Annotated in this window: 11 protein-coding genes; 5 read left to right on the forward strand and 6 right to left on the reverse strand. The window is 72.1% G+C overall.

The window, feature by feature from the left end; translation table 11 throughout:
* Positions 1–31 precede the first annotated feature (31 nt).
* From C4U03_RS28640 to C4U03_RS28650, 3 genes are all read right to left on the reverse strand, one after another.
* Positions 32–808, reverse strand: coding sequence for an SDR family NAD(P)-dependent oxidoreductase (locus tag C4U03_RS28640; RefSeq protein WP_200827540.1), 777 nt, complete (start codon positions 806–808; stop codon positions 32–34).
* A 153-nt stretch (positions 809–961) separates the two neighbouring features.
* A complete protein-coding gene (locus C4U03_RS28645; protein ID WP_103942015.1) occupies positions 962–1,765 on the reverse strand; it encodes a FadR/GntR family transcriptional regulator in 804 nt (267 codons plus the stop codon).
* A gap of 34 nt (positions 1,766–1,799) precedes the next feature.
* On the reverse strand, positions 1,800–3,356 hold the full coding sequence (locus C4U03_RS28650; RefSeq protein ID WP_200827541.1) for a class I adenylate-forming enzyme family protein: 1,557 nt from the start codon (positions 3,354–3,356) through the stop codon (positions 1,800–1,802).
* Positions 3,357–3,505: 149 nt separating this feature from the next.
* Here C4U03_RS28650 and C4U03_RS28655 point away from each other — a divergent pair, with 149 nt between their 5' ends.
* The 5 genes from C4U03_RS28655 to C4U03_RS28675 all read left to right on the forward strand — a co-directional run bounded on the left by C4U03_RS28655 (position 3,506) and on the right by C4U03_RS28675 (position 8,928).
* Entirely contained in the window at positions 3,506–4,699 is a 1,194-nt protein-coding gene (locus tag C4U03_RS28655; RefSeq protein WP_103942017.1) for a CaiB/BaiF CoA transferase family protein, read from the forward strand.
* A 96-nt stretch (positions 4,700–4,795) separates the two neighbouring features.
* Entirely contained in the window at positions 4,796–5,962 is a 1,167-nt protein-coding gene (locus tag C4U03_RS28660; RefSeq protein ID WP_103942019.1) for an acyl-CoA dehydrogenase family protein, read from the forward strand.
* A gap of 37 nt (positions 5,963–5,999) precedes the next feature.
* Positions 6,000–6,893: an HpcH/HpaI aldolase/citrate lyase family protein gene (locus C4U03_RS28665; RefSeq protein WP_103942021.1), complete on the forward strand. Its 894-nt coding sequence runs from the start codon at positions 6,000–6,002 to the stop codon at positions 6,891–6,893.
* Entirely contained in the window at positions 6,890–8,161 is a 1,272-nt protein-coding gene (locus C4U03_RS28670) for an acetyl-CoA hydrolase/transferase family protein (RefSeq protein ID WP_103942023.1), read from the forward strand. Before C4U03_RS28665 ends, C4U03_RS28670 begins: the two co-directional genes overlap by 4 nt.
* The gene (locus C4U03_RS28675; RefSeq protein ID WP_103942025.1) at positions 8,161–8,928 is read left to right on the forward strand and encodes an enoyl-CoA hydratase/isomerase family protein; all 768 of its coding nucleotides are present in this window, start codon (positions 8,161–8,163) and stop codon (positions 8,926–8,928) included. The genes C4U03_RS28670 and C4U03_RS28675 overlap by 1 nt, the downstream gene beginning before the upstream one ends.
* Positions 8,929–8,943: 15 nt before the next feature.
* Here the strand turns inward: C4U03_RS28675 and C4U03_RS28680 are convergent, their stop codons facing one another.
* The 3 genes from C4U03_RS28680 to C4U03_RS28690 form a co-directional block, all read right to left on the reverse strand.
* On the reverse strand, positions 8,944–9,687 hold the full coding sequence (locus C4U03_RS28680; RefSeq protein ID WP_103942027.1) for an SDR family NAD(P)-dependent oxidoreductase: 744 nt from the start codon (positions 9,685–9,687) through the stop codon (positions 8,944–8,946).
* Positions 9,684–10,511, reverse strand: coding sequence for a TauD/TfdA dioxygenase family protein (locus tag C4U03_RS28685; protein ID WP_103942029.1), 828 nt, complete (start codon positions 10,509–10,511; stop codon positions 9,684–9,686). Before C4U03_RS28685 ends, C4U03_RS28680 begins: the two co-directional genes overlap by 4 nt.
* 70 nt (positions 10,512–10,581) lie before the next feature.
* Positions 10,582–12,018, reverse strand: a complete 1,437-nt coding sequence (locus C4U03_RS28690) for an aldehyde dehydrogenase family protein (RefSeq protein WP_103942031.1) — start codon at positions 12,016–12,018, stop codon at positions 10,582–10,584.
* Positions 12,019–12,057: the final 39 nt, after the last annotated feature.

Here is a 12,057-nt window from a genome sequence, read left to right on the forward strand (position 1 = left end):
CGGACTCCACGCGGGTCCGGGAGCCGCCGCGTCAGCGGGCGGTCCAGCCGCCGTCCACGACGACCGTCTGCCCGGTGACGTAACGCCCGGCGTCGCCGACGAGCCACAGGACGGCGCCGACAATGTCGTCCGCGGTCCCCTCCGTCGGCAGCGGGGTGTTGCGGCGCAGGTACTCCAAAGCGCGCTCGCTCTCGTAGAGCGGACTGGTGATCTCGCTGCGGAAGAAGCCGGGGGCCACCGTGTTCACCCGGATCGAGTGCCGCGCCCACTGCACCGCGAGTTCAGCGGTCAGCCCGGACAGCCCCGCCTTGCTCGCCGCGTAGGACGCCTGCGGGATCCCGGGGATGCCGACCCGGCCGCTGATGGACGAGACGTTGACGATCGCGCCCCGGCCGACGGCGCGCATGTGGGGGAAGACGGCCTGGGCGAGCAGGAACGGGGCCAGCAGGTTGAGGTCCATGGTCCGGCGGACGGCGTCGAGCGGCTCGCTCTCGGCGCGCTCGGTCGTGAACATGTTCCCCGCGGCGTTGACGAGGATCTCCGGCGGCTCCAGGCCCTCGGCCACCGCCGGCACGAGGGCACCGACCCGGTCGAGGTCGGACAGGTCGCAGGCGACGGCGAGGCCGCCGATCCGCCCGGCGAGCTCGGTCAGCCGGTCCCGGCGGCGGGCCACGACGGCCACCCGGGCGCCGGCCGAGGCCAGGGCACGGGCCACCGAGGCCCCCAGACCCGACGAGGCGCCGGTCACGATCGCCACCCGGCCGTCGAGGTCGAACATCCGTGCGGCGGCATCGCGGTCCAGTGCCACGCGGGTCTCTCTTCCGCCGCAGAACGTGGCCACGGACCGGCCTGCGCGCATCCCGTTCTTATCTCGTTAAACTTACAATGATTGATGACTTCCGCCAGCATGTCATGAAGAGCATGAGGGTCGTCAGGCGCACGGACCGGACGCGAAGGCCCCTCAGCCGCGGCGGAACCGCATCCGGCTCCGGCTGGAGGCGGCGTCGATCACCCTGTCCTTGAGCGTGCGGCACACCCAGCGCTGGGCCGCCGTGAGATGCTCCTGCGCGATCCGCGCGGCCTCGTCGGCGTCGCCCTGCTCGATGCTCGTCACGAGACGTTCGTGCGCCCGCTGGGCGGCGGCGCAGTCGGAGCGCGAGGGGTAGGCGCCGCGCGACATCTGGACGTCCGCCCAGGTCTCCTCCTGGACCGACCACAGCGAGGTGAGGCTCATGACGACGACGCGCAGCGTGGCGTTGGGCTCGAACCCGACGAGGGTGTCGTGGAACTTGCGCGAGGCGCGGGTGAACGCCGCGCCGTCGTCGAGGCAGTCGTCGCCCTCGGCGAGCAGCTCCCGCAGCGGCGGCACCACGGCGCGCCCGCGGTCCGTACGCTGCGCGCAGTGCGCCGCGCACAGCGGCTCCAGGGTGGCCAGGGCCGCGCCGAGGTCGGGGACTTTGACCTGCATCGCCTGCAGCGTCAGGCCGAGGGCGTAGCCGGCGGTGCCGATGTCGGGAGCGTGCACCGTGGCGCCGCCGCGGTTGCCGCGCCGCACGGTGATGAAGCCCTCGGTCTCCAGGATCCGCAGCGCCTCCCGCACCGAGGGGTAGCTGACCCCGAACTCCTCGACGAGCTGGTCCTGCTTGGGGAGCGTCGAGCCGTCGACGATGCCGCCGGCGAGGATCCGCTCACGCAGCGCGGAGGCGACCAGCTCCGCCATGCGCAGCTGCCCGATCTTGGTGTGCTCGCCCCCAGCAAGTTCCATGATTGCAAGGCTAACAGTGATGGGGGTCCGTTCCTCAGGCCGTTCCGGGACCCGGGAACGGGCCGACGAGCCCGCTCAGCCGGGTGCGCTGCACCTTGCCCATGGCGTTCCTCGGCAGGGCGTCGACCTGGGACCAGATCTCCGGAACCTTGTACGGCGACAGCTCCCGCCGGCAGAACTCGGCGAGCGCCCGGAAGTCGAGCGGGGGGCCGGCGCTCTGGACCACGGCGGCCACCCGTTGCCCGAGACGGTCGTCGGGCACCCCGCACACGGCGGCCGCGGCGACGTCCGGGTGCGCCTCGATGACCCGTTCCACCTGGAGCGGGTAGACGTTCGCCCCGCCGCGGACGATGACCAGCTTCTTGCGGTCCAGCACCGTCACCCACCCGTCGCCGTCGACGGTGCCCACGTCACCGGTGGGGACCGGGCCGGGCTCCGGCGGACGGACTCCGCCCCGTTCCCAGAACCCCAGCATCGGCGTCCACGCACCCGCCCACGGTCCGGCGGCGGCCCCGCCCAGCCGCAGCTCGCCCAGCTCACCGGCCGGCAGCCGGCGGCCCTCGTCGTCGTAGGCCGCGACGTCGTAGTGCGGCAGCAGCCGCCCGCTCATGCCCGGGCGCCACTCCTGCCCCGGCGGGTCGATCGACACGACGGTCGGCGCCTCGGTCAGGCCGTACGTGGCCCGGGGAACCAGCCGGTGCGCCTCGGCGAACGCCCGCCGCAGCGCGTCCGGGGTGTCGCCGCCCCCGCTCCACACCTCCTGAAGTGAGCCCAGGTCGAGGTCCGAGCGTCCGGCGAGGTCGTAGAGCTGCGCGGGAGCACCGTTCCACACCGTGACGCGCCGCGCGGAGATCCAGTCGGCGACCCCGTCGACGTCGCGCCGGTCCATCACGACGGAGCACCCGCCGGCCTGCGCGGTGAGCAGGGTGGACAGGACCATGAGGTTGAGGATCGTCAGCGGGAAGCTGTCGCCCTTGCGCAGCCCGGGTCCCCATCCCCGGGTGGCGACGAGGACCGCGCCCGGCAGGAGCAGGTTGCGCTGGCTGTGCACGACCGCCTTGGGGCGCCCCGACGTCCCGCTGGTGAACGCGATCCCGGCTGGGGCGTCGAGGGCCGGCTCGACCCGGGGGGCCGCCTCGCCGCGGGCCGTGAGCTCCGCCCACCGATCGGGGTCGACGCGGCCCGGCGAGTCCAGCCGGCAGCGCGGCCCGGCCAGCACCACCGCCGGTTCACAGAGGTCGTGCAGCTCCTGCTGCTCGACCGCCGTGAGCGCCTCGCCGATCCCCGCCCAGACGGCTCCGATCCGCTGCGCGCCGTGGAAGGCCGCGACGATGTCCAGGTCGTTGGGCAGGCAGGCCGCGACGCGGTCGCCGGGGCGCACGCCGAGCGACCACAGCGCACCGGCCGCCCGCCGGGCCCGGTCGTCGAGCTCGGCGTACGACCAGGCACCGGAGGCGGTCTCGACCGCCGTGGCGTGCGGGCGCGCCGCGAGCGCGGCGTCCAGCACCCCGGCGATCGCGCCGGGGAGGGTCGTGTCCCGGAATCCTCGGCTCGTGCGCTGCGGTACGCCCCCGGCGTCGGTGTCGCTCACGCCATCTTGATATCACTATCCTTACAAGGATTCATCCTTTAGTCTCACTGATGCCGTCTCCTGGAGGCCGTCCGCGCCCCCGGGTACGGCTCGTACCGGGACGAAGGAGACGGCGGGAAGGCTCAGCAGGAGATGGTGGTGCCAGGCGCATGAAGCACACGGGTCCCCTGTCCGGAGTGCGCGTCGTCGATCTGACGGCGATGGTGATGGGCCCCTACTGCACCCAGATCATGGCCGACATGGGAGCGGACGTGATCAAGGTCGAGCCTCCCGCCGGCGACAACACCCGCCACATCTCGGTCGGCCCGGAGCCGGGCATGGGCGGCGTCTTCGTCAACGTGAACCGCGGCAAGCGCAGCGTGCTGCTCGACCTGCGCCGCGACGAGGCCAAGGACAGGCTGCGTGCGCTCATCGGGCGTAGCGACGTGTTCATCCACTCGATGCGCGCCAAGGCGATCGCCGGACTCGGGTTCGGCTACCCAGAGGTGGCCGCCGTCAATCCGTCGATCGTCTACACCAACTGCTACGGCTACGGCCGCCGCGGCCCGGACGCCGACCTCACCGCCTACGACGACACCATCCAGGCGGAATGCGGCCTGCCGTCCGTACAGGAACGGCTGACCGGTGAGGCGAGCTACGTCGGCACCATCCTGGCGGACAAGGTGGCCGGGCTGACGGCCCTGTACGCCACCATGATGGCGCTGTTCCACCGCGAGCGGACCGGCGAGGGCCAGGAGGTCGAGGTCGGCATGTTCGAGACCATGGCGGCGTTCATGCTGGTCGAACATGCCAACGGCGCGATGTTCAGCCCTCCCCTGGGCCCCGCCGCCTACCCCCGCGCGGTGACGCCCAACCGGAGGCCCTACCGCACCAAGGACGGTCACATCTCCGCGCTGGTGTACAACGACAAGCAGTGGTCGGCGTTCGTCGGCGCCGTGCGGCCGGCGTGGGCCGGCGAGCGCTTCGCCACCCTCCAGCAGCGGGCGCGCCAGATCGACACCGTCTACGCCCTGCTGGGAGAGACCTTCCTGGAGCGCACGACGCGGGACTGGCTCGATCTGCTCCGATCTTTGGACATTCCCGCCGCGCCGGTCCGCACGCTCGACGAGCTGTTCGACAATCCGCATCTGAACGAGGCGGGGTTCTTCGAGACGGTGGACACCCCCAACGGCCCGGTGCGGTTTCCCGGCCCGCCGGCCTGGTTCTCCCGGACCCCCGGTCGTGTCGCCGGCCCGGCCCCCAGGCTCGGCGCCCATACCCGGGAAGTGATGGACGAGATCGGCGGGGTCGCAGGAGCGCACGACGCTCGTCCGGGCGACGCGCAGCCGGATGACGTCGCCTGACGGCCCCGCCGGCGGCGCCCAGTCCAGGCCCGGCATGGCCGACCCTGACCGGCCCGAGGTTCCTCCGGCAGCACACGCCCCCTAAGGACTGAGACCGTGGATTTCTCCCTCACCGAAGACCAGCAGAGCATCCGCGACGCGGTCCTCGACCACTGCTCCCGGTTCTCCGACGAGTACTGGCTCGAGCGCGACCGCGAAGGCGTCTTCCCGCACGACTTCCACAAGACGATGGCCGACTCCGGCTGGCTCGGCGTCGCCATGCCCGAGGCGGTCGGCGGCGCGGGCCTGGGCATCACCGAAGCAGCGATCATGATGCAGGCCGTCGCCGAGTCGGGCGGCGGGATGACGGCCGCCTCCAGCATCCACGGCCCGGTGTTCAGCATGCAGCCAGTGGTGCTGTTCGGCACCGAGGAGCAGCGGCGGCGCATGATCCCGTCGGTGCTCGACGGCGAGCACCTCCTCTGCTTCGCGGTGACCGAGCCCGACGCCGGCCTGGACACGACCAGGCTCAGGACCCGGGCGGAACGGCGCGACGGCGGCTACCTGGTCAACGGGGAGAAGATCTGGATCTCCGTTGCCCAGGTGGCGGACAAGATGATGCTGCTCGCCCGCACCACGCCCCTGGAGGAGGTCGAGCGCAGGACCGAGGGGCTGTCGCTGTTCTTCACCGACCTCGACCGTTCCCGGATCGAGGTCCGCAGGATCGCCAAGATGGGCCGGCACGCGGTCGACTCCAACATCCTGTTCATCTCCGACCTGTGGATCCCCGAACAGGACCGGATCGGGGCCGAGGGCGAGGGCTTCAAGATCATCCTGCATGGTCTCAATCCCGAGCGCATCCTGCTCGGCGCCGAGGCCGTCGGGCTCGGACGCGCGGCGATCAGGCGCGCCGCCCGCTACGCCAGGGAGCGCGTCGTCTTCGGCCGGCCCATCGGCATGAACCAGGGCCTCCAGCACCCGCTGGCCAAGTGCTGGGCCCAACTGGAGGCCGCCAACCTGATGGTCATGAAGGCGGCCACGATGTTCGACCAGGGCCTGGACTGCGGGGTCGAGGCGAACGCCGGCAAGTACCTGGCCGCCGAGGCCGGATTCGAGGCCTGCCACACCGCGATGCTGACCCTGGGCGGCATGGGCTATGCCCAGGAGTACCACGTCGAACGCTACCTACGGGAGGTCCTCATCCCGCGCACCGCGCCGGTGAGCCCCCACATGATCCTGAACTTCCTGGCCGAGAAGGTGCTCGATCTGCCCAAGTCCTACTGACGCCGCAACGACACCGAACCGAGAGGCCACAGAAGCGATGACCGGCACCGGAGCAGTCCCCGGCGCGCGTTCCTGGCTGTTCGCCCCCGGCGACAGCGAACGGAAGATGAGCAAGGCCGCCAACGGAACGGCCGACATCGTCCTCCTCGACCTGGAGGACGCGGTGGCCCCCGACGAGAAGCCCAGGGCCCGGAAGATGGTCGCGGCCTTCCTGGCGTCCCGGCCACCGGCCGACCGGGGCCGCCTGTGGGTGCGGATCAACCCGCTGGACGGCCCCCATGCCCTGGCCGACCTGGCGGCGGTGATCCCGGCCCGGCCCGGGGGGATCATGCTGCCCAAGTCGCGCGGCCGCCAGGACGTGGACGTGCTCGGCCACTACCTGTCCGCGTTGGAGGTCGCGGCGGGCATCGAGCGGGGGACGACGCAGGTCATCGTCCTGGTGACCGAGACGGCCGAGGGCATGTTCACCACCGGCTCGTACCAGGGGGCACCGCGGATGGTCGCGATGAGCTGGGGCGCGGAGGACCTCGCCGACGCCGTGGGCGCCGGCGAGAACCGCGGGCCCGACGGGAGCTACGGATTCACCTACGAGCTGGCCCGGAGCCTGTGCCTGCTGGGCGCCGCCGCCGCCGGCGTGGCGGCCGTCGAGACCATCCACGGCGACTTCCGCGATCTGGAGGGGCTGCGCCGGCGGGCCGAGAAGGTGCGCCGCGACGGCTACCGGGGGATGCTGGCCATCCATCCCGACCAGGTCGAGGTGATCAACGCCGCCTTCACGCCCACCGAGGAGGAACTGGCCGCGGCCCAGAAGATCGTCGACCTGTTCGCCGCCCATCCCGGCGCCGGCGCCATCGGCCACAAGGGCGTCATGCTCGACCGCCCCCACCTCGCCCGCGCGCAGGCGCTGCTGGCGTCGGGGCGGCGCCCATGACGGTCGTCGCCACGGCCGGCGAGGTGGACCTCGGCCGGTTCCTGCGCCCCGGCGACCGCATCGTCATCGGCCAGGCGTGCGGCGAGCCGACCACGCTGGTCGAGGCGCTGATCGAGCAGGGTGGCACCATCGGCGGGCTGTCGGCCTTCATCGCCACGAGCTTCTCCGGGCTGTTCACCCCGGCGGCGACGGACGCCTGCGCGCTGTCCAGCATGGGGGCGATCGGGGCGTTGCGCTCGCTGACCAGGGCGCACCGGCTCAGCGTGATCCCCTGCCACGTCAGCCAGGTCGGCCCGATGATCGAGGCCGGGATCATCGGATGCGACGTCGCCCTCGTCCAGGTCAGCCCGGCCGACGCGAACGGTGACCACAGCCTCGGCCTGATCAGCGACTACGTGCAGGCCGCCGTCGCCAGGGCCCGCGTCGTCATCGCCGAGGTCAACGAGCAGGTCCCCTACACCCACGGCGAACTGCTGCCCGCGGCCCGGATCGACTACGCCGTGCCCGTCTCCCGCCCGCCAGTGCAGGTGCCGCCGGCGCGGATCACCGAGACCGACGAGGCCATCGCCCGGCACGCCGCCGCCTACATCGAGGACGGCGCGGTCCTGCAGACCGGGGTCGGCGCCGTTCCCGACGCCCTGCTGCGTCTGCTGCGGGACCGCCGGGACCTCGGCGTGCACTCCGGAATGCTGGGCGACGGCCTGGTCGACCTGATCGAGGCGGGCGCCGTCACCAACGCCCGCAAGCGCATCGACCGGGGGGTGTCGATCAACGGCGCCCTGATCGGCACCCGGCGCCTGTACGAGTTCGCCCACCGCAACCCGCGGATCCGCATGTGCGCCACGTCCTACACCCACGACGCGGCCGTGCTCGCGCAACTGGACGGGCTGGTGACCATCAACTCGGCGCTGGAGGTCGACCTGACCGGCCAGGTGAACGCCGAGCAGAGCGGCCCGGCCTACCTCGGCGGCACCGGCGGCCAGGTGGACTTCGTCCGGGCCGGCGCGCGCTCGCCGGGCGGGCACGCCGTCATCGCCCTGCCCGCCACCGCCAAGGGCGGCACGGTCAGCCGGATCACCGCCGCCCTGTCCGGGCCGGTCACCACCGCGCGCAGCGACGTGGACGTGATCGTCACCGAGTTCGGCGCGGCCGAGTTGCGGGGCCGGACCCTGGCCGAGCGCGCCCGCCGGCTGATCGCCGTCGCCCATCCCGGCTTCCGGGAGGACCTGGAGCGGGCGGCCCACACCATCCAGCGGAGGGGCTTCTAGTGAGCGACGCCGTGCTGTTCGCCGCCCGCGACGACGGCATCGCCGTCATCACCCTGAACCGGCCGGAGACCCGCAACTGCCTGACCAGGGAGGTGCGCGAAGGCCTGTACGCCGCCTGGGACCGCTTCGAGCGGGACCCGGCGTTGCGCGTCGCCGTCCTCACGGGCGCGGGCGAGAAGGCGTTCTGCGCCGGCGGCGACCTCAAGGAGATGGTGGAGACCGGCATGCGGGTGCCGCCCCGCGACATGTTCCCCCTCCCCTACGACACCGTCGAGCTGTCCAAGCCCACCATCGCGGCGGTCAACGGAGTCGCGTTCGCCGGCGGCTGGATGCTCGCCCAGGCCTGTGACCTGTGCGTGGCCAGCACCGGCGCGACGTTCGCGGTGACCGAGGTGAAGGTGGGCAGGAGCTCGCCGTGGGCCGCGCCGCTGATCCACATGATCCCGCAGCGGATCATGATGGAGATCCTGCTCACCGGCAGGCCGATCACCGCCCGGCGGGCCTACGAGATCGGCCTCGTCAACCGTCTCGCCGACCCCGGCGAGCTGCTGGAGACCGCGCTCGAACTGGCCGGGGAGATCCTCGACGGCGCTCCCCTCTCGGTGCGGGCCGCCAGGGAAACGGTGATGCTCTCCACCGAGATGGGGCGTTCGGCGGCGCTGCAGGCCGCCAGGCACGCCTCCGAACGCTGCTACCACAGCGAGGACGCCCAGGAAGGACCCCGGGCGTTCGCCGAAAAGCGTCCCCCCCGGTGGAAGGGACGCTGAACGGCCACCGCCCCGTCAGGTGTTGCGCCCGCCGTTGACGCCGATGACCTGCCCGGTGACATAGCCGGCCTCCTCGCTGACCAGGAACGCGCAGGCGGCGGCGACGTCCTCGGGCCGGCCGATCCGGCCGACCGGGGTCCGCGCCGTCTGCTGCCCGACGTCGACGAAGCCCCGCTGCACGGTGCGGCGCAGCATGGGCGTGTCGATGAAGCCGGGCGGAATCGTGTTGACCGTGATCCCGTGCCGGCCGAACTCCAGCGCCAGCACCTTGGTGAGACCGACCACGCCCGACTTCGCCGCCACGTAGGCGGCCATTCCGGACGCGCCGCTGTGGACGCTCGACGAGGAGATGGTGACGATGCGGCCCCAGCCCTCCTCGACCATGCCCGGGAGCACCGCCTGGCAGCAGTCGAACGTGCCCGTGAGGTTGACGGCCAGCGCGCGGCTCCAGGTCTCGGCGGTGATGTCGAGGAACGGGCCGTCGACGCTCAGCCCGGCGCTGTTCACCAGGATCGTCGGCCGGCCCAGCCGGGCCCGCACCTCCTCGACCCCGGCGTCGACGGCCGCGCGGTCGGTCACGTCGACGGGCAGGCCGACGGCCTTGCCGCCGGTCTCCTCGATCGAGGCGGCCATGGCCCCGGCCGCGTCGCCGTCGAGGTCGAAGATCGCCACCAGGGCGCCGTCGGCCGCCAGGCTCCGTCCGATGGCGGCGCCGATGCCCGAGGCGCCGCCGGTGACGACGGCCGTGCGGACGCTCATCGGATCGGCTCGTCCCCGACGAGAGTGGTGCGGTGCATCCGGCGCGGCTGCCGCCGGTCGAAGGGGCACGCCCGGTGGACCAGGCCCCGGTTGTCCCAGATCACCATGTCGCCCACCGACCAGGTGTGCCGGAACACCCGATCCGGCGTGGTGGCCCGCCGTTCGAGGTCCGTCAGCAGCGCCCGCCCCTCCTCGACGTCCATCCCGACGATGTGCGACGCGGTCGCCCCGAACACCAGGGAACGCCGTCCCGACCGGTGCTCCCACACCAGCGGATGCTCCCGCACCGCCCGCGACGCCCACTCCGCCAGCTGCTCCGGCGCCGGATCCTGGTAGGTCCGGCGTTGGATCGCCTCGAACGTGTGGACCACCCGAAGCTCGGCATAGCGTGCCCTCTCCTCTCCGGAGAGGGCGTCATAGGCCGCGTAGGTGCTGGCGAACTCGGTCTCACCGCCCTCGTCGGCGACCACGTGCGCGCTCATCGCCGACGCCTTCGCCGGGACCTCGTCCAGGGCGCCGTCGATGTGCCAGTGGTCGTTGCTGGCGAAGTACTCCGCGTTCGGGTTGTCCGGGTCGAAGCTGATCTCCATGACCTCCGGGATCGGATAGTTGGGGAACCTGGCCAGCTCGCCCAGCTTCCGGCAGAACGCCACCTGCGCGTGGTCGTCGATGCGCAGCCCGCGAAACAGCAGCACGCCGTGCTCCTCAAGCCCCCGCATGCACGCCGCCGGCAGGCCGTCGTCGTTCAGCAGGCGGTCGGCGTCGACGTCCAGGACCTCCGCCCCGACGGTCTCGCCGAGTCTCCTCATGGCGATCACGGCCATCGGCCGCCCCCTCCTTCCACCGGACCCCGTGTCCGTTTCGGCTCCCCTGTCGCCGGTGGGACCGATCGCCTCACGAGGCGGCCTCGTCGGGCGCGTAGCCGGGGATGCCCTTGACCTCCAGGTAGTCGTCAAAGCCGAACTCGCCCCACTCCCGTCCGTTGCCGCTCTTCTTGTAGCCGCCGAACGGGCAGTTGAAGTCGAACCCGCCGTTGATCACGACCCATCCCGCCCGGATCCGGCGGGCGACGGCGCGGGCCTGTTCGAGGTCGGCGCCCGCCACATAGCCGGCCAGGCCGTACTCGGTGTCGTTGGCGATCTCGACGGCGTGGTCGATGTCGCGGTAGCCGAGGATCGTGACGACCGGCCCGAAGATCTCCTCGCGGGCGATGGTCATGTCGTTGGTGACGTTGGCGAAAACGGTGGGCTTGACGTAGTAGCCCCTCTCCAGTCCCTCCGGGCGCCCGGGGCCGCCGGCCACCAGGGTGGCGCCCTCGTCGATGCCCTTTTGGATCAGCGCCTGGACCTTCTCGAACTGGGACTCCGACACCACCGGGCCCATCACCACGTCACCGGTGGGGTCGCCCACGGTGACCTGGGCGGCGGCCTCCTCGGCGATGGCGATGGCCTCCTCCATGCGGGCGCTGGGCACCAGCATCCGCGAGGGCGCGCTACAGGTCTGGCCGGAGTTGCCCATCATCTCACCGACACCGCCGCGGACGTTCTCGGCGAAGGTCTCGTCGTCGAGGATGATGTTCGGGCTCTTGCCGCCCAGTTCCTGGGTCACCCGCTTGACACTGGGCGCGGCGTTCCTGGCGATCTCGATGCCGGCGCGGGTCGAGCCGGTGAAGGAGATCATGTCGACGCCGGGGTGGCGGGACAGCGGCACGCCCACGCTCGGGCCGTCGCCCTGGAGGAGGTTGAACACACCGGCGGGAACACCCGCGGCGGCCAGGATCTCGGCGAAGATCTGCCCGGTGAAGGGCGACCTCTCCGACGGCTTGAGCACCATGGTGCAGCCGGTCGCCAGGGCGGGGAAGACCTTCACGGCGATCAGGCTCATCGGCCAGTTCCATGGGGTGATCAGCCCGCAGACGCCGATCGGCTCCTTGACGACCAGCGTGGCGCCGCGCCGCTCCTCGAAGGCGAAGTTCTCCAGCACCTCGATCGCCGTGGTCAGATGTCCGGCCCCGAGCCCCACCTGGAAGCCGCCCGCGAGCGCGGCCGGCGCGCCCATCTCCTCGGTCAGCGCCGCGGCGAGGTCGCCGGCGCGCTTCTGGTACTCCCCGAGGATGTTCCGCAGCACCTCGAGCCGGTCCTCCCGGCCGGTCACCGACCAGGTGGCGAATGCCTCGCGGGCGGCCGCGACCGCCCGGTCCACATCGGCGGCCGAGCCGACGGCCACCGTGCCGCACACCTCCTCGGTCGCCGGGTTCACGACGTCGAAGGTCCGCTGCTCCGCCGGGTCGACCCACTGGCCGCCGATGTAGAACTTCAGGTATTCACGCATGACTCGTCCATCCTTCTTTTCGATGTGCCGCGAATGGTC

Source organism: Thermomonospora echinospora, from assembly GCF_900108175.1.
GTDB classification, from domain to species: Bacteria; Actinomycetota; Actinomycetes; order Streptosporangiales; family Streptosporangiaceae; genus Thermomonospora; species Thermomonospora echinospora.

Excerpts from the sequence above, each read along its gene's own strand:
- C4U03_RS28645 (WP_103942015.1), bottom strand. The coding sequence starts at position 1,765 with ATGGAACTTGCTGGGGGCGAGCACACCAAGATCGGGCAGCTGCGCATG.
- C4U03_RS28655 (WP_103942017.1), top strand. The coding sequence starts at position 3,506 with ATGAAGCACACGGGTCCCCTGTCCGGAGTGCGCGTCGTCGATCTGACG.
- C4U03_RS28665 (WP_103942021.1), top strand. The coding sequence starts at position 6,000 with ATGACCGGCACCGGAGCAGTCCCCGGCGCGCGTTCCTGGCTGTTCGCC.
- C4U03_RS28670 (WP_103942023.1), top strand. The coding sequence starts at position 6,890 with ATGACGGTCGTCGCCACGGCCGGCGAGGTGGACCTCGGCCGGTTCCTG.
- C4U03_RS28680 (WP_103942027.1), bottom strand. The coding sequence starts at position 9,687 with ATGAGCGTCCGCACGGCCGTCGTCACCGGCGGCGCCTCGGGCATCGGC.
- C4U03_RS28685 (WP_103942029.1), bottom strand. The coding sequence starts at position 10,511 with ATGGCCGTGATCGCCATGAGGAGACTCGGCGAGACCGTCGGGGCGGAG.
- C4U03_RS28690 (WP_103942031.1), bottom strand. The coding sequence starts at position 12,018 with ATGCGTGAATACCTGAAGTTCTACATCGGCGGCCAGTGGGTCGACCCG.